Annotated in this window: 24 protein-coding genes; 12 read left to right on the plus strand and 12 right to left on the minus strand. The window is 36.9% G+C overall.

What is annotated here, in order from left to right:
* Positions 1–457: 457 nt before the first annotated feature.
* The gene (locus tag B5P40_RS09100) at positions 458–1141 is read left to right on the plus strand and encodes an MgtC/SapB family protein (protein WP_002034530.1); all 684 of its coding nucleotides are present in this window, start codon (positions 458–460) and stop codon (positions 1139–1141) included.
* A 95-nt stretch (positions 1142–1236) separates the two neighbouring features.
* Positions 1237–2232 carry a potassium channel family protein gene (locus B5P40_RS09105; protein ID WP_113709182.1) on the plus strand — a complete coding sequence of 332 codons (996 nt, stop codon included), beginning with the start codon at positions 1237–1239 and terminating at the stop codon, positions 2230–2232.
* Here B5P40_RS09105 and B5P40_RS09110 read toward each other — a convergent pair.
* Together B5P40_RS09110 and B5P40_RS09115 are read right to left on the minus strand one after the other, a co-directional pair.
* Positions 2219–2632: a YugN-like family protein gene (locus tag B5P40_RS09110; RefSeq protein WP_002131278.1), complete on the minus strand. Its 414-nt coding sequence runs from the start codon at positions 2630–2632 to the stop codon at positions 2219–2221. The two genes, B5P40_RS09105 and B5P40_RS09110, sit on opposite strands and share 14 nt — an antisense overlap.
* Positions 2633–2740: 108 nt before the next feature.
* On the minus strand, positions 2741–4093 hold the full coding sequence (locus B5P40_RS09115) for a glucose-6-phosphate isomerase (RefSeq protein ID WP_002015845.1): 1353 nt from the start codon (positions 4091–4093) through the stop codon (positions 2741–2743).
* Between the two features lie 282 nt (positions 4094–4375).
* On the opposite strand from B5P40_RS09115, the gene B5P40_RS09125 reads away from it, so the two are divergent.
* A complete protein-coding gene (locus tag B5P40_RS09125; RefSeq protein WP_002034535.1) occupies positions 4376–4609 on the plus strand; it encodes a DUF378 domain-containing protein in 234 nt (77 codons plus the stop codon).
* A 112-nt stretch (positions 4610–4721) separates the two neighbouring features.
* Here B5P40_RS09125 and yugI read toward each other — a convergent pair whose 3' ends face one another.
* From yugI to B5P40_RS09140, 3 genes are all read right to left on the minus strand, one after another.
* The gene (gene yugI, locus B5P40_RS09130; protein WP_002015848.1) at positions 4722–5066 is read right to left on the minus strand and encodes a S1 domain-containing post-transcriptional regulator GSP13; all 345 of its coding nucleotides are present in this window, start codon (positions 5064–5066) and stop codon (positions 4722–4724) included.
* Between the two features lie 252 nt (positions 5067–5318).
* Positions 5319–6509, minus strand: coding sequence for an aminotransferase (locus B5P40_RS09135; protein ID WP_113709183.1), 1191 nt, complete (start codon positions 6507–6509; stop codon positions 5319–5321).
* Positions 6506–7003 carry an Lrp/AsnC family transcriptional regulator gene (locus B5P40_RS09140; RefSeq protein WP_002129688.1) on the minus strand — a complete coding sequence of 166 codons (498 nt, stop codon included), beginning with the start codon at positions 7001–7003 and terminating at the stop codon, positions 6506–6508. The genes B5P40_RS09135 and B5P40_RS09140 overlap by 4 nt, the downstream gene beginning before the upstream one ends.
* Positions 7004–7270: 267 nt before the next feature.
* Between B5P40_RS09140 and B5P40_RS09145 the strand changes: the two genes are divergently transcribed.
* Both B5P40_RS09145 and B5P40_RS09150 read left to right on the plus strand, forming a co-directional pair.
* Positions 7271–8251 (plus strand): 2-hydroxyacid dehydrogenase, encoded by a 981-nt coding sequence (locus B5P40_RS09145; protein WP_002034537.1) that lies wholly within the window; start codon positions 7271–7273, stop codon positions 8249–8251.
* Between the two features lie 260 nt (positions 8252–8511).
* Positions 8512–9351 (plus strand): alpha/beta fold hydrolase, encoded by an 840-nt coding sequence (locus B5P40_RS09150; RefSeq protein ID WP_002089283.1) that lies wholly within the window; start codon positions 8512–8514, stop codon positions 9349–9351.
* 177 nt (positions 9352–9528) lie between these two features.
* On the opposite strand, the gene B5P40_RS09155 is transcribed toward B5P40_RS09150, so the two are convergent.
* Positions 9529–9780 carry a YugE family protein gene (locus tag B5P40_RS09155; RefSeq protein WP_002015854.1) on the minus strand — a complete coding sequence of 84 codons (252 nt, stop codon included), beginning with the start codon at positions 9778–9780 and terminating at the stop codon, positions 9529–9531.
* 117 nt (positions 9781–9897) lie between these two features.
* On the opposite strand from B5P40_RS09155, the gene B5P40_RS09160 reads away from it, so the two are divergent.
* Positions 9898–11049 (plus strand): MalY/PatB family protein, encoded by a 1152-nt coding sequence (locus B5P40_RS09160; RefSeq protein ID WP_113709184.1) that lies wholly within the window; start codon positions 9898–9900, stop codon positions 11047–11049.
* 117 nt (positions 11050–11166) lie between these two features.
* On the opposite strand, the gene B5P40_RS09165 is transcribed toward B5P40_RS09160, so the two are convergent.
* Entirely contained in the window at positions 11167–11706 is a 540-nt protein-coding gene (locus B5P40_RS09165; RefSeq protein WP_113709185.1) for a superoxide dismutase family protein, read from the minus strand.
* Positions 11707–11774: 68 nt separating this feature from the next.
* Positions 11775–11951, minus strand: coding sequence for a hypothetical protein (locus tag B5P40_RS32740; RefSeq protein ID WP_000982764.1), 177 nt, complete (start codon positions 11949–11951; stop codon positions 11775–11777).
* A 173-nt stretch (positions 11952–12124) separates the two neighbouring features.
* Between B5P40_RS32740 and kapB the strand changes: the two genes are divergently transcribed.
* A complete protein-coding gene (gene kapB, locus B5P40_RS09170; RefSeq protein WP_001209324.1) occupies positions 12125–12508 on the plus strand; it encodes a kinase-associated lipoprotein KapB in 384 nt (127 codons plus the stop codon).
* Positions 12509–12548: 40 nt separating this feature from the next.
* On the opposite strand, the gene kapD is transcribed toward kapB, so the two are convergent.
* Positions 12549–13172, minus strand: coding sequence for a 3'-5' exonuclease KapD (gene kapD / locus B5P40_RS09175; RefSeq protein ID WP_002034559.1), 624 nt, complete (start codon positions 13170–13172; stop codon positions 12549–12551).
* A 290-nt stretch (positions 13173–13462) separates the two neighbouring features.
* Here kapD and B5P40_RS09180 point away from each other — a divergent pair, with 290 nt between their 5' ends.
* Entirely contained in the window at positions 13463–14788 is a 1326-nt protein-coding gene (locus tag B5P40_RS09180) for an ArsB/NhaD family transporter (protein ID WP_002145115.1), read from the plus strand.
* Positions 14789–14891: 103 nt separating this feature from the next.
* On the opposite strand, the gene B5P40_RS09185 is transcribed toward B5P40_RS09180, so the two are convergent.
* Positions 14892–15359, minus strand: a complete 468-nt coding sequence (locus B5P40_RS09185) for a hypothetical protein (RefSeq protein ID WP_002034556.1) — start codon at positions 15357–15359, stop codon at positions 14892–14894.
* Between the two features lie 118 nt (positions 15360–15477).
* Here B5P40_RS09185 and B5P40_RS09190 point away from each other — a divergent pair, with 118 nt between their 5' ends.
* The gene (locus tag B5P40_RS09190) at positions 15478–16191 is read left to right on the plus strand and encodes a DNA alkylation repair protein (protein WP_002034554.1); all 714 of its coding nucleotides are present in this window, start codon (positions 15478–15480) and stop codon (positions 16189–16191) included.
* A gap of 346 nt (positions 16192–16537) precedes the next feature.
* Positions 16538–17914, plus strand: coding sequence for a glycine--tRNA ligase (locus B5P40_RS09195; RefSeq protein ID WP_002034552.1), 1377 nt, complete (start codon positions 16538–16540; stop codon positions 17912–17914).
* Positions 17915–17952: 38 nt separating this feature from the next.
* Here B5P40_RS09195 and B5P40_RS09200 read toward each other — a convergent pair whose 3' ends face one another.
* The gene (locus B5P40_RS09200; protein ID WP_002145111.1) at positions 17953–18336 is read right to left on the minus strand and encodes a hotdog fold thioesterase; all 384 of its coding nucleotides are present in this window, start codon (positions 18334–18336) and stop codon (positions 17953–17955) included.
* Positions 18337–18432: 96 nt separating this feature from the next.
* Between B5P40_RS09200 and B5P40_RS09205 the strand changes: the two genes are divergently transcribed.
* Together B5P40_RS09205 and B5P40_RS09210 are read left to right on the plus strand one after the other, a co-directional pair.
* Positions 18433–19176 (plus strand): DUF3298 and DUF4163 domain-containing protein, encoded by a 744-nt coding sequence (locus B5P40_RS09205; RefSeq protein WP_002129698.1) that lies wholly within the window; start codon positions 18433–18435, stop codon positions 19174–19176.
* A gap of 50 nt (positions 19177–19226) precedes the next feature.
* Positions 19227–19820, plus strand: a complete 594-nt coding sequence (locus tag B5P40_RS09210; RefSeq protein ID WP_002191054.1) for a biotin transporter BioY — start codon at positions 19227–19229, stop codon at positions 19818–19820.
* Positions 19821–19865: 45 nt separating this feature from the next.
* Here B5P40_RS09210 and galU read toward each other — a convergent pair whose 3' ends face one another.
* Complete coding sequence (gene galU / locus B5P40_RS09215; protein WP_002191055.1) at positions 19866–20753, minus strand: UTP--glucose-1-phosphate uridylyltransferase GalU; 888 nt, start codon at positions 20751–20753, stop codon at positions 19866–19868.
* Between the last annotated feature and the right edge of the window lie 139 nt (positions 20754–20892).

The raw sequence follows: 20892 nt of genomic DNA on the forward strand, positions 1-20892 counted from the left end.
TCGTTCAGTTTTCAAAGAACTTATCTGCCACTTCAGAAGCGACTTCATCATATTAACATCTTCATTTTTCGATGTCAACTATGTTTTTCAATTTCTTTTTTGTCGTTTTCTGCGTTTCTGCATCAGCGACGTTTATTAATATATCATGTGAAAAAATGAAATGCAACACCTTTTGAAAACTTTTTTGAAACCAACTACATTTCTTTTTTAATATCATATACTTAAACGAAACATCTCTTTCATTTCTAAGTAATTCCTACATATATTCTATAGAAAGTCACTCTGTCAAAAAACGTTTCTTTCTATATAAAGTGAAGGCTAATAATCGGGCATTTACGGGCAGTCGTCTCCCACCTAACTTTCTCGCATTCGGCGAATTTTGAGGCGGGGCTGACTGCCCGCAAATAGTGGGATAAACGTTTTATTCATATACCATATCATACAAGGAGGAATATACATGGACTACACCGACTTATTAATAAAACTAGGTCTCTCGGCTATTTTAGGATTCGCTATCGGTTTAGAGCGCGAATTAAAACGTAAACCACTCGGCTTAAAAACATGTTTAGTTATTTCTATTATTAGTTGCCTCCTAACTATTGTTTCTATTAAAGCAGCTTACAACTTACCACATACCGATCATATGAATATGGATCCACTTCGACTTGCCGCTCAAATTGTATCAGGAATTGGTTTTTTAGGTGCCGGTGTAATTTTACGCAGAGGAAACGATAGTATTGCGGGGTTAACGACCGCCGCTATGATTTGGGGTGCTTCTGGCATCGGCATTGCCGTTGGAGCTGGTTTCTATATCGAGGCTATTTTCGGAATGTGTTTCCTTATGATTAGTGTAGAACTTATACCATTAGCGATGAAATACGTCGGTCCTAGATCATTTCGCCAACGTGATATCGCAGTGAAACTCGTTGTACGAAATATGGACAATATCCCGACCGTAATTGAAGAAATAAAAGAAATGGATATAAAAGTTAAGAACATGAAGCTCAAAACATTGGAAAATGGTTCGCACTATTTACATTTAAAATTGTCTATCGATCAAAAAAGACATACTGCTGATGTTTATTATGCTCTTCAGCATCTTGAAAGTGTTCAACAAACTGAAGTTGAAAGTATGTATTAATTATGAAATGAACTCTCTTTTTAATTAGAGAGTTTTTCTTTTTTCTATAATGGTAACAATGAATGTAGTCCTGAAAAGTAAGGAGGAATAGGAACTTGAAATCCCGTCCGAATTTAGTAGATACATTTCGTGATTCCATTATTTTTCGTTTAATTTGTTTTATTATTGTACTTACTACCTTCTCCGGCTTTCTTATACATATATTAGAGCCATCTCACTTCACCACATGGTTCGACGGGGTTTGGTGGTCAATCGTTACCATTTTCACCGTTGGATACGGCGATTTCGCCCCCCATACAACGATAGGAAAACTTATTGGTATATGTATTATTTTATTAGGAACGGGATTTTGTTCTTATTATATGGTTCTATTCGCTACCGACATGATTAATAAACAATATATGAGAATTAAGGGTGAAGCAGCTGCTACCTCTAATGGTCATATGATTATCGTTGGCTGGAATGAGCGTGCAAAACATGTTGTAAAACAAATGCACATATTACAACCGAACCTTGATATCGTTTTAATTGATGAAACACTTTCTTTACTTCCAAAGCCATTTCATCATTTAGAATTTATAAAAGGTTGTCCGCATCACGATCAAACTTTATTAAAAGCTAACATTACAACAGCTCACACTATATTAATAACAGCGGATAAAGAGAAGAACGAAAGCTTAGCAGATACACAGTCCATTTTAAATATTTTAACTGCAAAAGGACTTAATCCAAACATTCACTGCATCGCTGAACTTCTTACTTCTGAACAAATCCAAAATGCAACGAGAGCTGGCGTATCAGAAATTATAGAAGGAAATAAATTAACGAGCTATGTATTTACCGCTTCTCTTTTATTCCCTTCCATTTCAGGTGTACTATTCTCACTTTACGATGAAATCTCTGATAACAAATTACAACTGATGGAGATTCCCCCGTCCTGCACCGGACAATCCTTTGCAAATTGTAGCTATACTCTTTTAAAGCAAAACATTCTCTTACTAGGTGTAAAGCGCGACGAACAATATATGATCAATCCAGTTCATTCTTTCATTCTCATCGAAAGCGACCTACTCATCGTTATTCACCATTAAAAAAATGATTTTCTAGTTCTTGTACCAATACTTTACCAATATTGACATACTTTCTTTTCACATCTCCATCTGGATCTTGCGGCTCCGCAAATTGATCCAATCCACTCGTTCCAGCTGTTAAAGCATTAACATTATCATCTAGTTCGTCTTGATATACGTGCGAAAGAATATACGGTGTTTCAAGACGGACTATTACACCAGGCACATCTAGTTCCCCATCCACCGCTGTAAATGGTACGCGTAAAAATTGATACCCTTCTTCTTCGTCGATTTTATAATCAAAGCATCCTTTATCATAATCCCAATTACCGCCAATACTATATCCAAGTGGTTTCATAACCTCTTCTAACTTATATAACGCATATGTACATCCTTCTAATTTTGATTGAATCGGAATCAAGCCCATCCCTCCTAGACTTTTCCTTTAGCATACCCATTCTAGTTTGAATATACCGATGTACCTTTCAATAAAATAATAAAAAGCGACCGGAGACCCGATCGCTTTTCATTATTTTAAACGCTCTTCTAATTCTGCTTTTAATTCTTCAAATCCTGGTTTACCAAGTAAAGCAAACATGTTTTTCTTGTATGCTTCTACTCCTGGTTGGTCAAATGGATTTACGCCTAATAGGTAGCCGCTCATCGCACATGCTTTTTCGAAGAAGTATACAAGGTAACCGAATGTGTACTCATTTAATTCAGGGATGTTTACGATTAAGTTTGGTACTCCGCCATCGCTATGTGCAAGTAATGTACCTTCGTATGCTTTTGTGTTTACGAAGTCTATCGTTTCACCAGCAAGGTAGTTTAATCCATCTAAATCGTTGTCGTCTAATTCGATTTTTAGTTCGTGTGTAGATTTACCTACTTTAAGAACTGTTTCGAATAGGTCACGACGACCTTCTTGAATGTATTGACCTAATGAGTGTAAGTCAGTTGAGAAGTTTGCTGAAGATGGGAAAATACCTTTTTGATCTTTTCCTTCACTTTCACCAAATAACTGTTTCCACCACTCAGAGAAGTAGTGAAGTGCTGGCTCATAGTTAACAAGCATTTCAATTGTTTTCCCTTTATTATATAAAGCATTACGAACTACTGCGTATTGGTAAGCTGGGTTTTCTTCAAGTTCTGATTTCGCGAAATCATTATGGCCAGCAGCTGCACCTTTCATCATCTCTTCAATGTTTAGGCCACTTACAGCGATTGGCAATAAACCTACTGGTGTTAATACAGAGAAACGACCGCCAACATCATCTGGAATAACGAACGTTTCGTAGCCTTCATTATCAGATAATGTTTTTAAAGCACCGCGCGCTTTATCTGTAGTCGCATAAATACGTTTGCGTGCTTCTTCTTTTCCATACTTTTCTTCTAATAATTTACGGAAAATACGGAATGCGATTGCAGGCTCTGTTGTTGTACCTGATTTGGAAATAACGTTAATAGAAAAGTCTTTACCTTCTAGTACGTCCATTAAATCTTTCATGTAAGTGGAGCTAATGTTTTGTCCAACAAATAGCACTTGTGGAGTTTTACGTTGTTCTTTAGAAAGCGTGTTATAGAAAGAATGGTTTAACATTTCAATTGCTGCGCGTGCTCCTAGGTAAGAACCACCAATACCTACAACAAGTAAAATGTCAGAGTCATTTTTAATTTTTTCTGCGCATTTTTGAATGCGAGCGAATTCTTCTTTGTCATATTGAAGCGGAAGCTCTACCCACCCAAGGAAATCGTTCCCAGCTCCAGTTTTTTCGTGGATTGCATGATGTGTTACTTTTACTGCATCACGTAAATAAGTTAGTTCATTTTCACCGATGAAGGATAACGCTTTAGAATAGTCGAACGTTACATGTGTACTCATCTTTTTCCCTCCAATTATGTATATGTATTTCTGTATTCACTTTAGCGAAACTAAAGTTGTAAATCAAGCGATTCAACAATTGTAAACGTAACCATTATTTATTTTTTAGAAAAAGTTCATTTTTTGCATAAAAATTCGAATTTTTCGGTATAGATGTATATACATCGTTTTTCGTACATTTTTCATGTATAAAAACAACAAAACTATACCATTCTATAAAGGAGTTAAATTTTCTTATTAACTCCTTGCTTGCTCACGCTTCACATTAAGGGGGGGCTTTTCATGAGTACCTTGCAACGTATCGCATTAGTCTTCACTGTAATCGGCGCTGTTAACTGGGGACTGATCGGGTTCTTCCAGTTTGACTTAGTAGCGGCTATTTTCGGGGGACAGAACTCAGCTCTTGCACGTATTATTTACGGCATCGTTGGTATTTCTGGGCTTATCAATCTCGGCTTACTATTTAAACCATCCGAGAATCTTGGTACTCACCCAGAAACACATGAAATTCAATAGTCAGTATGTCTTTTTCGCCTCCGACATACGAATATGATTGCATGCAATCATATTTGCAAATATATATATCATAAGTCACAGTAAAAGAGGAACGCTCATATGCGTTCCTCTTTTACTTTATTACCTCCGACTCTTCAATCCATTCTGCTAGCTTTTCTCGCAGTGTATTAAATCCGTTCTCTGATGGATTCGGTATAAGAATTCGTCCTTGCTTTCTTTTCGCCGCTTTTAACGATAAACTCATTTTTCTGTGTTCTTCATCAATTGAAAGTACTTTTACTTCTACTGTATCTCCGACCTTTAAAAAGTCATGAATGTCTTTTACATACCCATTTGTGATTTCAGATATATGCACAAGTCCTTGTGTTTCTGCATCCAAAGCTACAAATGCACCGTAATCTTGAATTCCAGTTACTTTCCCTGTTACAACCACTCCCGTTGTATATTGTTCTGACATGTGAAACACTCCCATACGTTTACCATTTTCTCTACAATTGTAAATAGCAAAGCAGATGTATTTATTGTTAAATATCCGATTAGTGGTAAGTATCCTAAGTAAAACACCGAGGATACTCCCACCTTATATTAGTAAATTATACCACTTTGATAGAACTCATTCAAAATTCACGAAAAAATTTCCTGTAATACGTATAATTCTCCAATATTAGGATAGAATACTAACACATGGCTTTCTAGTATTCCCCCCCTTTTATGGACAAAACGTATTGTGTTTTGTCCTTTTTTTATTCTCTATGAACCGTTCCATTCTCTTCATTGCTTCCATAAGTTGCTCAAGCGATGTTGCATACGAACAACGAATAAATCCTTCACCACTCCCGCCAAACACATTTCCAGGAACAACAGCCACTTTTTCTTCTAATAATAATTGTTCTGCAAATTCTGCTGAAGATAGTCCAGTTGAAGCTATAGAAGGGAAGACATAAAATGCCCCGCCTGGCACATGACATGTTAAGCCCATTTCATTGAAAGATGTCGTCATAAAGTTACGACGTTTTTTATAGCTATCTCTCATTCGAATTACTTCATCATTTCCCCCGCGTAATGCTTCAAGTGCTGCAAATTGAGACATCGTCGGTGCACACATCATTGAATACTGGTGGATTTTGAGCATTAATTCTGAAAATTGAACAGGGGCTGCAATCATCCCAAGACGCCATCCCGTCATGGCAAACCCTTTTGAAAATCCTGAAATTAAAATCGTATGGTCACGCATATTTTTAATACTCGCGAAACTCGTATATGCTTCGTCGTATACGAGCTCTGCATAAATTTCATCCGATAACACGATTAAATTATACTTCTCAACAATAACAGCTAGCTTTTCTAATTGGGATTTATTTAACATTGCGCCTGTTGGGTTATTGGGAGAACAAAGTAATATTGCCTTTGTTTTCGTTGTAATAGCTGCTTCAATTTGATCTGGCTGTACTTTAAATTCATCTTTTAATGAAGTCGCCACTGGAACTGGGACCCCGCCCGCTAACGTAACAAGCGGTGCATACGAAACGAAACTTGGTTCAATAATAAGTATTTCATCATCAGGGTTTACAATAGCACGCATCGCTACATCTAGCGCTTGACTCGCTCCAACTGTAACAATGATTTCATCATTCGGATCATAAGATACTGCAAATTGTTTTTTTAGATACTTTGCTATTTCTTGACGGAGCTCCAATAATCCTGCATTTGCTGTATATGACGTATATCCTTGTTCTAAAGAACGAATACATGCTTGCCTTACATTCCAAGGTGTAACAAAGTCCGGCTCTCCCACTCCAAGTGAAATAACACCTTTCATACTTGCCGCTAAATCAAAAAACTTTCGTATACCGGACGGTTGTAAAGATTCTGCTACTCTAGATAGGTCAAATTGCTTCACGGTGTCACCACAATTCTCTTATCATCATCTGTCTTTTCATAAATAATCCCCTCATGTTTATACTTCTTCAAAATAAAATGAGTTGTCGTTGAAACGACAGATTCAATTGTTGCTAATTTCTCAGAAACAAACATCGCTACTTCTCCCATCGTCTTTCCTTCTAATGTAATAGAAAGGTCATATGTCCCAGACATTAAATAAACGGATTTCACTTCTGAATAGCGATAAATTTGTTCAGCTACTGCATCAAAACCGACACCACGCTTCGGTGTAACTTTCACATCAATCATCGCCGTTAAACCAGTATGTTCTTTCACTTTTGTCCAATCGATATGTGTTACATAGTCCACGATAATCTTTTCACTTTCTAATTTCGCAACCATTTTTTTCACTTCTTCTACTTCTATATTTAACAACTTCGCTAATGTATCTACAGATAAACGACTATTCTTTTCAAGACAAGCTAATAATTCCAATTCTTTCTCTGTCACCATATAAATCATCCTTCCTTTTAGTTTCTGTCTAAATTATACAAATACTCTTTCCAATTTGAAAAGAAGATTTTTTTAGTGAATTATGTCAAAATAAAGTGAAACTTTAATCAGTGGAAAGACTCACCCCGCTGATTATTATTTGAACCAATCGAGCTTTTACGGACCGTTGCTTTCCCACCTAACCTCTTTGCTTAAGCTGCTTTTTGAGGCGGGAGGCTTACTGTCCGTTACGTTAAATCGGGGTAAAGTGAAAAAACGCAGGATAAAGTGAAAGGGGATGGAACCGTGAAACCAAAAGTATATATTGCCGAACCAGTTCCAACATTTGTAGAAAACTATTTATCAGAACACTGTGATTTTGAAAAATGGGATCAAAACGAGAAAGTACCTCGTGATGTTCTATTAGAAAAAATAAAAGATAAAGATGGGTTATTAAATTTCGGATCTACTATAAATGAAGAATTATTGCAGGTTGCTCCTAATTTAAAAGTAGTAAGTAACATTTCTGTTGGCCATGATAACTTTGATTTAAAAGCGATGGAGAAACAAAATGTTATCGGAACGAATACTCCATATGTGTTAGATGATACAGTAGCCGATCTCGTTTTCGCTCTTATGTTATCTGCTGGTCGCCGTGTTTGCGAACTCAATTCCTATGTAAAAAATGGTGAATGGAACGCTGAAATTGGAAAAGAACACTTCGGACTAGATGTACATCATAGTACGATTGGTATTATCGGAATGGGACGAATTGGAGAAGCTGTCGCAAAACGAGCGAAATTCGGCTTTGATATGAATGTCCTTTACTATAACCGTCGCCGTAAAGAAGAAGCTGAGCAAAAATTTGATGCTACATATTGTGATTTACAAACTTTAATCAAACAATCTGATTTTATTATTCTTCTTACTCCATTAACAGATGAAACGTATCATCTTATCGGTGAAAAGGAATTTTCACTAATGAAAGAAACAGCAATTTTCATTAATGCTTCTCGCGGGAAAACAGTAGATGAAACTGCATTAATTCATGCGTTAACAGAAAAGAAAATATTTGCAGCCGGCATCGACACATTTACACAAGAGCCGATTCAAAAAGAGAATCCGCTCTTATCATTACAAAACGTTGTAACTTTACCGCACATCGGATCTGCAACATTAAAAACTCGGCAGCAAATGGCAATGACAGCTGCTGAAAATTTAGTAGCAGGATTACAAGGAAAAACACCACCTAATATTGTGCGTGGGTAATTATAAAGTGAAACTTTAATCAGTGGGGGTTTTGTCCATCCCCACTGATTATTAGCCTTCACCAATCGGGCTTTTACGGGCAGTTATCTCCCACCTAACTTCCTCGCATTCGCCGAATTTTGAGGTGGGAGTCTACTGCCCGTTAATGCGGGATAAATAAGCGAAAGGCAAGATGACGATGTCATCTTGCCTTTTTTTGTTAACATATTTTGTTTCTTGCCGGGAGATGATATGAACAAAAATCAATGGAGTGACAAAAAATGAACCATGAATGCAAATGCCCTTACTTCACTTTTTCCACTCGCGGGACTACTATTCATTACGAATTGTATGAACATAATACTAAAAAAGAACGACCTACTTTCGTACTCGTTCACGGCTTCCTCTCTTCCTCATTTAGCTATCGACGACTCATTCCTTTACTAACAAAGGAAGGTACAGTAATTGCCCTTGATTTACCACCATTCGGAAAAAGTGATAAATCTCATCTCTTTAAATATTCTTATCACAATTTAGCAGCTATTATTATCGATTTAATCGAACATTTATCTCTCGCGAATATTGTATTAGTTGGCCATTCTATGGGCGGACAAATTTCACTCTTTGTAAACCGACTACGCCCTGAATTAATTTCAAAGACGATTTTACTATGTAGCTCTAGTTATTTAGCACGCGCAAACTTACCTTTACTGTACTCCTCTTATTTACCGTTCTTCCACTTATACGTGAAGAACTGGATTATTCGAAGGGGCATCGTCCATAACTTAATGAATGTCGTTCATGACCATTCATTAATTGACAATGAAATGATGGAAGGCTATGCTGCTCCTTTTTATGATGATCGTATATTCCCTGCTTTAACTCGAATGATAAGAGACCGTGAAGGTGACTTATCTTCAACTGAATTACAAAAAATCGAAACCCCAGTATTACTCATTTGGGGTGAAAAAGATCGCGTCGTCCCTGTACATGTAGGACACCGTCTCCATAAAGACCTGCCAAATTCAACTTTCATTTCTTACGAAAATACAGGGCACTTACTACCTGAAGAAAAGCCCGATCATGTTTATGAAGAAATTATTACGTTTGCGACGCAATAAAGTGAAGCTTTAATCCGTGGGGGTTTTTACGGGCAGTTTGATTTCTCGCCTAACCTCTTTGCTTCAACCGAATTTTGAGGCGGGAGTCTTACTGCCCGTTAAAACGGGATAAAGTGAAGCTTTAATCAATCAGCACAAATGAAAACAAACAAAAAGGCTGTCGTAAATTCCGACAGCCTATAACGAACAACTTCCGCCTTCTTTTAGTACGAGTAACTCTACTGCTAATTTTTCGCATTTTTCAAGTGCAGGTACTTCTTCAAAAGACATAAAGTATATATGTTGAATCTTCTTTGCGATGTATTTCGGATCATCAAACACACTTACGACGTTTACAACATCGCTCGCTTCTGTTTCATAAAACTCCGGTCCCATTTGAAACGGATCCCAATTTTTCACAACCTCAATCATTTTGTCATATGCACCCATCTGCTTCCCGCCTTTTCACTTTTTAATGCTTTTCTTTATCGTATCACATCAGCTATTCTATAAGAAGAGTGAGAATTTTCATAACTTAACAGTTTGACAGAAGAAAGGAGCAAACATATGCAACTATTTCATAAAACGGTAAATCGTCGCGGAACGCATAGTACAAAATGGGATACATATAAAAATGAAGAGCTCATCCACGCTTGGATTGCCGATATGGATTTTGAAGTACCAAAACCAATTCAAACTGCATTACAAAAACGCACAGAACATCCTATTTTCGGCTATACACTTCCTCCTGAAAATATTGGGGATATCATTTGTAATTGGACGAAAAGCCAATACAATTGGGAAATACAAAAAGAATGGATTGTATTTAGCGCAGGTATCGTTCCAGCTCTTAGTACGAGCATACAAGCTATAACGAAAGAAGGAGAAGCCGTACTAGTACAACCTCCTATTTATCCACCATTTTTTGAAATGGTCAAAACAAATAATAGACAATTATGTGAGAGTCCCTTATTTAAACAAAATGGCATATATAAGATAGACTTCGAGCATCTAGAAACTCAATTTAAACAAGGTGTAAAACTAATGCTTCTTTGCAGCCCTCACAATCCTATCGGGCGCGTTTGGACGAAAGAGGAGCTAACAAAACTCGGTACGTTATGTACGCAATATAATGTAACCGTTGTCGCGGATGAAATTCACGCCGATATTATTTATAGAGGCCATACTCATACACCGTTTGCTTCTTTATCTGAAGAATTAGCAGCACGCACTATTACTTGTATGGCTCCGAGCAAAACATTTAATATCGCTGGATTACAAGCATCGATCATTATTATTCCGAATGAAAATCTCCGTAATGCCTTTATGTCTATCCAATATAGACAAGGATTCCACGGATTAAATACATTTGCTTATACAGCAATGCAAAGTGCCTATACAGAATGTAATGATTGGCTAAATGAAATTCGATTGTATGTTGAAGATAACGCTCAATTTGCTTGTGAGTATATTCAAAATCACATACCAACTCTTTCTGTAATTAAACCAGAAGGTAGTTTTTTACTGTGGATTGATTGTTCCCACTTGGATCTTTCTCAAGATGAACGAACAGCATTGCTTGAAGAGAAAGGTAAAATCATCATTGAGCCCGGTGAGAAATACGGAATGGGCGGGGAAGCCCATATCCGAATTAACATTGGCTGTCCTAGATCTGTTTTAGAAGAAATTTTAAACAGACTACACCATACATTCTCATAACAAAAAAGGAGGCTATCCCAAAATGATATTGGGATAGCCTCCTTTTTTCGGTAAATCGATATAATTCCACTTACTATCATGCGGTTTTACAACAAAAGCTATCATTCACGGTAGCTTCTATTTTTTCTTCAGATCCGACGCTTTTTTTACGATAACACCGCAAGCAATTCGGCCACCAGATTTACCAGTTGGTTGCGTCATACCATCATCAGCGTTTTCTGTAATAATAATAGACGCTCCATCTTTTCTATGAATCGTCGTTTTTCCTTCTTCAAGCGTTATATGCGGAGCATCGATTTCTGCTTTAATCTTTCCAGAACCATCCGCCACTACATTCGGTAAATCACCATTTTCCGCACCTTTCGGATTCAAGAGCCCATGTTTTTTATTATCTGGATTAAAATGATTCCCAGATGATTCGAAACTAGGCGCTTTACATTCTCCGATTTCGTGTACATGTATACCGTGTGGTCCTGGTGTAAAGCCTTCCGCTTTAATCGTAATTTTCACTCCACTTGTTTGCTGAGCTACTTTTGCAGTCCCAACTTCATCACCTGAAGTATTATGTAATTTCACATCAATTTCTTTCGGCTTCCCTTGGTCACAACCCGCCATTAGAAATAATAAACAACAACTGAAAAAAAGCCGTCTTTTCATTCAATTCCCTCCAAAATGCTTTCTGCCCTTAGATTGTCCGAGCATAGAGGGAAACATACAAAAATGAATTACCGTTTCTTTTCAGCTAAAAGCTTTTCTTCTACTTTCTGTAATCGCTCTGCTTCTCGTTTTGATACACGAATAAACATACGCCACGTAGCGACCGCACCGATGATAAATAGAACGCAAACAATACCTGGAATAATATACTCCGTTTTATCTTCAGGAAAATATAAAGGCATCATATGAAACACTCCTTATCGGGGAATTTATAGTAAGAATAAACATCAGAATTTTCTGTTTTATCATCTTAAATTATAATTGAAGCCTGTCATATTCTCAAGGGGGCGTTCCGAAAGCGAATGATTTCTTTGACTCCTTCGCGCACTTTCCTTACTATAAACTTGAGGTGAAAAATATGAGAGAAACATTTGAAATTGGTGAAATCGTTACTGGTATTTATAAAACTGGAAAATACATCGGCGAAATTACAAATAGCCGTCCTGGCAGTTACGTCGTAAAAGTATTAGCTGTTTTAAAACATCCGGTGCAAGGTGATTTACATAATGTAAAACAAGCTGACGTACCATTCTTCCATGAAAGACGTGCTTTAGCTTTTCGTGAACAGACGAACATTCCAGAGCAAATGGTGAAGAAATATGAAGGGGAAATTCCGGATTATACAGAGTCACTAAAATTAGCATTAGAAACTCAAATGAATTCATTTTCTGAAGATGATTCACCTTTTGCGGGGCGTAGTCTAGAAACACTTCAGCAATTGAAGCAAGATTACAAACTTTAAAAAACAAAACGACCAAATTACATATTTTGCAATTTGGTCGTTACTGTGTACTCACTTTCTTTAACACTTTCGAAAAATCAACAAGTTCCCCTAATGTCGGAGGTGCTGGTTTGACTAAATACTCTTTATCTTTTTCTACTAACTTAAAAATATTATATGTCGTCATCGCATCATCAAGCGCACAATGATGCTTTCCTGTTCCTGCTTTTCCATACGCCTCAATTGCTTTCCACAGCCCTGTTTGATTTCTCTCTCCAAAAAACTTCTTATACTCAAGCGATAAATCACGACACTGTCCAAAGAATGGAAATTCTACTCCCGCCATTTCACAGTTATGCTTTAAGACTTTCATATCCATATTTCCCCACGTTACAATTGTCGGTTTACCACTCTTTTCATATTCTGCAAGTTTCTCAACAAGTTCATGAAAAGAAATTCCTTTGTCCACTACTTCCTGTTTAATTCCTAAAAATTTTTTACATCGATCCGTTAAAGACGGAAATGTTTTCGGTCTAATATGCGATGAATACGTATCTTCCACCTTACAACCAACAACTGAAACGAGTCCGACCTCAATAATTTCTGGGAAAAAACCTTTTGGCTTTTTTCTATGCTGGGGCATCGTAAACTCAAAGTCTAAAAACAAAAATCGTTGTTCATCCATACGATCCCTTCCTTATCATATTTGTCATTCCTTTCTATTTGACACTCCTACACGAACAAGCTCGAATGCTGATTCGATTTTAAATATTCAGATTGGATGTATCTTATATATATGTCAGATGCCCACAAATATTTTTAAAAATAAGAAAAAATGACCTATGCAGAAAATATGACAAAATAAACCCTTTCATTTACATCCGCCATTTTTCTACTTTATAATGACGTTATGTGTGTTTCATCTAGTTAATTTTTTGACACACTAAGAAAAGTGAATGAAAGGAGATGAGAGTTTTGCACGAAACAACGCAAGAACTCGCAAACTGGCAGTATTATTTCGCTATCGCAGTCTTTTTAATTACATATGCCATTATTATTTCTGAAAAAATTAACCGTGCTGTCATCGCACTTCTTGGTGCAGCATTCATGGTAATTGCAGGGGTCGTTGACTTACACAATGCCTTTACGAAACATATTGAATGGGGAACAATTACATTACTCATCGGTATGATGATACTCGTAAACATTACAAGTAAGTCAGGTGTCTTCCAATACGTTGCCATTAAAGCCGCAAAAGGAGCACAAGGAAATCCAATTAAAATTTTAATTTCACTTTCCTTACTTACCGCGCTCGGTTCCGCATTTTTAGATAACGTTACAACAGTACTTCTTGTTGTTCCAGTTACTTTATCTATTACGCGCATCTTGCAAGTAAATCCTGTTCCATATTTACTTTCTGAAATTATTTTTTCAAATATCGGAGGAACAGCAACATTAATTGGTGATCCGCCAAATATTATGATTGGTTCTGCAAATAAGCATTTAGATTTCAATGCTTTCTTATTCAACTTAGCACCTATCGTGATCATCATTATTGCTGTTACGGCAACAATTCTTTACTTCATGTACCGTAAGCAATTAATTGCTGATCCTGTACAAATTAAAAAATTAATGAGCTTAGATGAAAAACAATACATTAAAGACCCAGTATTAATGAAGAAATCTTTAACAGTACTTGGCCTTACTATTTTAGGTTTCATGACTCATTCCATTTTCCATATTGATGCAGCTATCATCGCCTTAACTGGCGCTACTGTACTTATGCTAATCGGTGTGAAAGAGCATGAAATTGAAGAGGTATTCGCAAGTGTAGAGTGGGTAACAATCTTCTTCTTCGCGGGACTATTCGTACTCGTTGGAGGACTTATTGATATCGGGCTTATCAAAATGTTAGCTCAAAAAGTAATTGGAATAACAGGCGGAGATATTTCTCAGGCATCTATCCTTGTTCTATGGGTATCTGGTATCGCCTCTGCAACAATCGATAACATTCCATTCGTTGCAACAATGATTCCACTTATTAACGATATGGCAGTTGGGCTAGGTTTATCACCTTCTGACGCACAAATCGACGTACTATGGTGGGCATTAGCATTAGGTGCTTGCTTAGGTGGAAACGGAACATTAATCGGGGCTTCTGCTAACGTAATCGTAGCCGGAATCGCAAGTCGTGAAGGACATAAATTCAGCTACATGGAATTCCTTAAAGTCGGCTTCCCAATTATGATCGTTTCATTAATCATTTCTCATATTTACATTTACTTACGCTATCTTATGTAGTAGAAAAAAGCGCCCTGCTCAGCAGGGCGCTTTCGTTCTTTTTTCAGCATATCCGAATTATTATAGAACCAAATATATCGACCGCTCGACAACTTTGATACGCCTACTCGTTATACCTCACCGGCTCATTCCGAATAATGAACAAATGAATCGGCAAGAAAACCGAAAATGTGATTGTATGAATGATCGTAAATAGTATGGAATTCGTTCCGTATCTATCCAAAATAGCATAGATAAGATAAATAGACAGTACAAGTGATACAGCTGTTGCTAATATATATAGAATTGGTACGAAATTAAAGATGAAGCATCCAACATATATGCCAAATACTTTCCACCCTGCTTCTTCTTTCAAGAAATCTGGTAATTTATCTTTCGCTAAATCACCCCATATCTTACTATTTATAAACGGAATAAAAGCAAGAACACCATCAGTTGCACCATCATTTTTCGCCATCGTATAAAGTGCAAAAGCCGTTAACAAATACGAAATAATTGCCCAAATTATTATAACAAGCATAAACGCAAAACTAAGAGCAAAGAAACCTGCTAGTACGCCTTGATCTTCCATCTTATCCTCTCCTCTCTCTTCTCAACATATTTCATTACAGTGCAAGTTATGTTTTAAAATTTAACCAAACTCTTTGTATAATAAGAAGAGAAAGATAATGAGAGAGGAGTACATACCTATGCATCCATTTGTAAAGGCATTACAAGAGCATTTTACAGCTCATCAAAATCCCGAAAAAGCAGAACCGATGGCACGTTATATGAAAAATCACTTCCCGTTTCTCGGTATTCAAACTCCTGAGAGAAGACAGTTATTGAAAGACGTAATTCAAATACATACTCTCCCAGATAAAAAGGACTTCCAAATTATCGTGCGTGAACTTTGGGACCTACCAGAACGTGAATTTCAAGCTGCCGCACTCGATATCATGCAAAAATATAAAAAACACATAAATGAAACTCACATCCCATTTTTAGAAGAACTTATTGTCACAAAATCTTGGTGGGATTCTGTTGATAGCATCGTCCCTACATTTTTAGGTGCTATCTTTTTAAAACATCCAGAATTAATTTCTGCATATATTCCAAAATGGATTGCATCAGAAAACATATGGTTACAACGTGCCGCTATTTTATTCCAGCTAAAATATAAACAAAAAATGGATGAAGAACTCCTTTTCTGGATTATCGGACAACTACATTCCTCAAAAGAATTTTTCATTCAAAAAGCAATCGGCTGGGTCCTTCGCGAATATGCAAAAACAAAACCAGATGTAGTATGGGAATACGTTCAAAATAACGAACTTGCCTCGCTTAGTAAACGCGAAGCAATTAAGCATATTAAGCAAAATTACGGAATAAATAACGAAAAAATAGGCGAGACTCTATCCTAGATGGGCACGTTCCTCTATTGAGATTTAAAAAAGAACGTGTTAAAATATGTTCATTATTATTAATATAAGTAGCGATGACGGACTTATAAGTACTTGCATAAAAAGCGATTCAGGGATAGTGAAAGCCTGAAGCTGCGAGGAAACGGCAGTCTCGAGCAATACGTGATAAAGTGGATGCACATTTTGTGTATCAACTAGGGTGGAACCGCGGGCAAACGCTCGTCCCTAGGCGATTAAGCCTTGGGATGAGCGTTTTTTTTATGTTTTTTAAAGCATATATTGCTCGTTTCCAAAGTACCCATCACGTCATCGCAAATACGTTAACTTTCAAAAGGAGGATTTTATTATGTATTCAATGGAACAAGTTGTAAACTTAGCGAAACATCGCGGTTTCGTTTTCCCTGGTTCTGAAATTTACGGTGGTCTTGCAAACACATGGGATTACGGTCCACTTGGAATCGAATTAAAAAACAACGTCAAAAAAGCTTGGTGGAAAAAATTCATTCAAGAATCTCCACACAACGTTGGTTTAGATGCTGCTATTTTAATGAACCCAAAAACTTGGATCGCTTCTGGTCACGTTGGTAACTTTAATGATCCAATGATCGACTGTAAAAAATGTAAAGCTCGTCACCGTGCTGACAAATTAATTGAAGATGCATTAGACGTAAAAGGTATCGAAATGGTCGTTGACGGTCTTACTTTCGACCAAATGGCTGACTTAATGAAAGAACATGAAGTAAAATGCCCAGATTGCGGTAGCCAAGAATTCACGGAAATCCGTCAGTTCAACTTAATGTTCAAAACATTCCAAGGTGTTACAGAGTCTAGCACAAACGAAATCTTCCTTCGTCCTGAAACAGCACAAGGTATTTTCGTAAACTTTAAAAACGTACAACGCTCTATGCGTAAAAAACTTCCATTTGGTATCGGCCAAATCGGTAAAAGTTTCCGTAACGAAATCACACCTGGTAACTTCACATTCCGTACACGTGAATTCGAACAAATGGAACTTGAATTCTTCTGTAAGCCTGGTGAAGATTTAGAGTGGTTCGCATTCTGGCGTGAAACTTGTAAAAACTGGTTACTTTCACTTGGTATGACTGAAGAAAGCATGCGTCTTCGTGACCACGGTGAAGACGAATTATCTCACTACAGTAACGCAACAACTGATATTGAATTCAGATTCCCATTCGGTTGGGGCGAACTATGGGGCGTTGCATCTCGTACAGACTTCGATTTAAAACGTCATATGGAACACTCTAACGAAGACTTTAACTATATCGATCCACAAACGAATGAGCGTTACGTGCCTTACTGCATCGAGCCATCTCTAGGTGCAGACCGTGTAACATTAGCATTCTTATGTGATGCATATGAAGAAGAGCAATTAGAAAACGATTCTCGTACAGTTCTTCGTTTCCACCCTGCTTTAGCACCATATAAAGCAGCTATCTTACCATTATCTAAAAAGCTATCTGAAGGTGCTACTGAAGTATTCGCAGAACTAGCTAAAGACTTCATGGTAGACTTTGATGAAACTGGTTCTATCGGTAAACGTTACCGTCGTCAAGACGAAATCGGTACTCCATTCTGTATCACATACGACTTCGACTCTGTTGAAGACAAAGCTGTTACAGTACGTGACCGTGACACAATGGAACAAGTTCGTATGCCAATTAGCGAACTAAAAGGTTTCTTAGAGAAAAAAATCCAGTTCTAATTATAAAAAAGAGGCAGCTCATAAGAGCCGCCTCTTTTCTATTTTTCACGTTTTTCTTTAATTGCTACTGTACATCTTGATATGCATAGTAAATCATCATTTTCATCAATGATGCGAATATCCCAAACCATTGTCGATTGTCCTCTATGTATCGGTGTTCCAATTGCTGTTACAATTCCATCTTGCTTTGAGCGAATATGATTTGCATTAATTTCTAATCCGAAACAAATACATTTTTCTTGATCAATTAAATTGTATGAACCAACACTTGCCACAGTTTCTGCTAATGCAACAGATGCACCGCCATGTAAAAATCCAAACGGCTGATGCGTGCGTTCATCAACAGGCATTGTAGCAACTACTTTATCCTCTGTCATTTCTAACAACTCAATTCCAAGCGAATCCATTAAAGTTTTTGACATATCGTTTTCAACCTCTCTCACTTTAGATCAAATGTATAATTTTACCTGTTTAATTTCAAACTACCTATAACACTTATATAAGGAGGTTTCACCTAAATGAAACAGAAATTTTGTATACTATTGCTTATGTTCTCCTTGCTGACTATTGTACCAAATTGTGCAATAGCAGCCAAAGCATCCAACCTGACAATCAATGTTAAGACTGTAACGCAAAAAGGTAAGAAACCTTATATAGAATATCAAATTAATAGGCCTTCCTTTCACAACTTTTCTGATTCAAAATTTCAAAATAAGCTGAATTCCTATTACAAAAACTCTACTACTAAATTTAAAAGTAAATTAGAAAAAGAAGCGAAGAAATATTATGAGGAAACAGAAGGATCTAGCACACCTTTTCATCCATACGTTGCAAATGTTGACTATAAAGTAGCTTTAAACAAACCACCTTTCCTCAGCCTATATGTGAATTACTATCAATATACAGGCGGAGCGCACGGACTGTATACGTGGAAGGCAAATACATTTGATTTAAACGAAAAAAAATTATTACACTTAGACGATTTATTTCAACAAGAGGATAAATATAAAGAAATAATTCGCACAGAGATTGTAAGACAAATTAAACAAAATGAAAGCATTTATTTTCCTGATGCAGTCGAAAAAGTAACGAGCACTAAAAAGTTTCACTACTTTTTAGAACCGGATAATCTTGTAATTTATTTCTCTTTATATGAAATTGCTCCTTATTCAAGCGGAATTCCGCAGTTTCGTATTCCATACACATTGCTTAGAGACTATTTAAAGCCTTCTTATCAAAATATTTTGATTGACAACAAGTAAATATTTTCGCTACGATAATGTTAACCTAAACACAACTGGAGGTTAACATTATGAAGAAGCTTCATGTTTTAGATTTAGCATTAGCTGCCATGTTCGTCGCTCTTATGGCTATTGGTGCAAATATTGTATCGTGGGCACCATTCTTACAAATAGCGGGCATTCCATTATCTATGCAACCATTTTTCGCAATTTTAGGAGGTCTTCTTCTTGGGAGTAGACTTGGGGCATTATCAATGACTGTTTACATGCTTGTTGGAGTAGCAGGTGCGCCAATCTTCGCTAACTTCAAAGCTGGATTTGGAGCACTTTTAGATCCTACTGGTGGTTTTATTATCGCATTTATTATCGTTGCTTACGTATCAGGAAAACTAGTAGAACAAAAAGAACGACCAACATTCAGCACCTTTGCAATTGCTTCTTTCGTCGGAATCATTTTAACGTATATTATCGGTACTACTTATATGTACGGGGCAGTCAATATTTTCATGGGTGGTAATATGAGTTATAAAGCTGCCTGGATGATTATGATGTGGTTCGCAGTAAAGGATATTGCGTTTACAATTATCGGCGCTATTATCGCACCTCGCATATACTATGCTGTACGTCGTTCCGCTTATCAGCATTCTCATTCGACGATTTCATAATAAACAAGGAGCTGTTCCTATAGGAACAGCTCCTTGTTTATTATATTAAGACTCTTGCTTCATTTGCTCGTCTAAAATTTTCTTCATCATTACTAGCATATCATCACGTAATTCTGGGTGTTGCAATGCCATTTCAATTGTTGTTTGAACAAATCCTAATTTTTCACCAACGTCATAACGCTTTCCTTCGAAGTCGTAAGCAAATACACGTTGAATTTCATTTAAGCTTTGAATTGCATCCGTTAACTGAATTTCGCCGCCCGCTCCAGCTTGTTGCTGTTCCAAGAACATAAAGATTTCAGGAGTTAAAATGTAACGTCCCATAATCGCTAAGTTTGAAGGCGCAGTACCTTGCGTTGGTTTTTCAACGAATTGACGAACTTGATAACGACGTCCCTCTTGCTCTAACGGATCAATAATTCCGTAGCGATGTGTTTCTGCTTCAGGAACAGTTTGTACACCAATAACAGAAGAAAGTGTTTTGTCATACTCGTCCATTAATTGACGTAAACATGGTTTTTCAGCTTGAACGATATCATCGCCTAATAATACTGCAAACGGCTCATCACCAATGAATTTACGTGCGCACCAAACAGCATGTCCTAATCCTTTTGGTTCTTTTTGACGAATGTAATGGATATCTACCATTTTAGAAGAAGCTTGTACTTTTTCAAGTAACTCATACTTTTTCTTCTCTAATAAGTTTTGCTCTAATTCAAATGCGTTATCAAAATGATCTTCGATAGAGCGCTTTCCTTTACCAGTAACGATAATAATATCTTCGATGCCTGATTTTACTGCTTCTTCTACGATGTATTGAATTGTTGGTTTATCTACAATTGGAAGCATTTCTTTTGGCATTGCTTTCGTTGCTGGTAAAAAGCGTGTTCCTAATCCCGCTGCCGGAATAATTGCTTTTCTCACTTTTTTCATGACAAATACCCTCGCTTTTCATTCTAATTCTCTTAGTAAAGTGCAAATTTATAACACTCGCTCGTAATAATCCTCTACATCAAACAAAACTACAAGAAAAGAGGAGGCTGTTCTCCCCTTTTCCTATCAGTAGTATTCT

This window comes from Bacillus sp. SRB_8 (assembly GCF_003264205.1).
Classification (GTDB): Bacteria; Bacillota; Bacilli; order Bacillales; family Bacillaceae_G; genus Bacillus_A; species Bacillus_A mycoides.

What these genes read in the sequence shown, in the direction of transcription:
- B5P40_RS09100 (WP_002034530.1), top strand. Translation starts at nt 458, where the DNA reads ATGGACTACACCGACTTATTAATAAAACTAGGTCTCTCGGCTATTTTA.
- B5P40_RS09115 (WP_002015845.1), bottom strand. Translation starts at nt 4,093, where the DNA reads ATGAGTACACATGTAACGTTCGACTATTCTAAAGCGTTATCCTTCATC.
- B5P40_RS09125 (WP_002034535.1), top strand. Translation starts at nt 4,376, where the DNA reads ATGAGTACCTTGCAACGTATCGCATTAGTCTTCACTGTAATCGGCGCT.
- yugI (WP_002015848.1), bottom strand. Translation starts at nt 5,066, where the DNA reads ATGTCAGAACAATATACAACGGGAGTGGTTGTAACAGGGAAAGTAACT.
- B5P40_RS09140 (WP_002129688.1), bottom strand. Translation starts at nt 7,003, where the DNA reads ATGGTGACAGAGAAAGAATTGGAATTATTAGCTTGTCTTGAAAAGAAT.
- B5P40_RS09150 (WP_002089283.1), top strand. Translation starts at nt 8,512, where the DNA reads ATGAACCATGAATGCAAATGCCCTTACTTCACTTTTTCCACTCGCGGG.
- B5P40_RS09155 (WP_002015854.1), bottom strand. Translation starts at nt 9,780, where the DNA reads ATGGGTGCATATGACAAAATGATTGAGGTTGTGAAAAATTGGGATCCG.
- B5P40_RS09160 (WP_113709184.1), top strand. Translation starts at nt 9,898, where the DNA reads ATGCAACTATTTCATAAAACGGTAAATCGTCGCGGAACGCATAGTACA.
- B5P40_RS09165 (WP_113709185.1), bottom strand. Translation starts at nt 11,706, where the DNA reads ATGAAAAGACGGCTTTTTTTCAGTTGTTGTTTATTATTTCTAATGGCG.
- B5P40_RS32740 (WP_000982764.1), bottom strand. Translation starts at nt 11,951, where the DNA reads ATGATGCCTTTATATTTTCCTGAAGATAAAACGGAGTATATTATTCCA.
- kapB (WP_001209324.1), top strand. Translation starts at nt 12,125, where the DNA reads ATGAGAGAAACATTTGAAATTGGTGAAATCGTTACTGGTATTTATAAA.
- kapD (WP_002034559.1), bottom strand. Translation starts at nt 13,172, where the DNA reads ATGGATGAACAACGATTTTTGTTTTTAGACTTTGAGTTTACGATGCCC.
- B5P40_RS09185 (WP_002034556.1), bottom strand. Translation starts at nt 15,359, where the DNA reads ATGGAAGATCAAGGCGTACTAGCAGGTTTCTTTGCTCTTAGTTTTGCG.
- B5P40_RS09190 (WP_002034554.1), top strand. Translation starts at nt 15,478, where the DNA reads ATGCATCCATTTGTAAAGGCATTACAAGAGCATTTTACAGCTCATCAA.
- B5P40_RS09195 (WP_002034552.1), top strand. Translation starts at nt 16,538, where the DNA reads ATGTATTCAATGGAACAAGTTGTAAACTTAGCGAAACATCGCGGTTTC.
- B5P40_RS09200 (WP_002145111.1), bottom strand. Translation starts at nt 18,336, where the DNA reads ATGTCAAAAACTTTAATGGATTCGCTTGGAATTGAGTTGTTAGAAATG.
- B5P40_RS09205 (WP_002129698.1), top strand. Translation starts at nt 18,433, where the DNA reads ATGAAACAGAAATTTTGTATACTATTGCTTATGTTCTCCTTGCTGACT.
- B5P40_RS09210 (WP_002191054.1), top strand. Translation starts at nt 19,227, where the DNA reads ATGAAGAAGCTTCATGTTTTAGATTTAGCATTAGCTGCCATGTTCGTC.
- galU (WP_002191055.1), bottom strand. Translation starts at nt 20,753, where the DNA reads ATGAAAAAAGTGAGAAAAGCAATTATTCCGGCAGCGGGATTAGGAACA.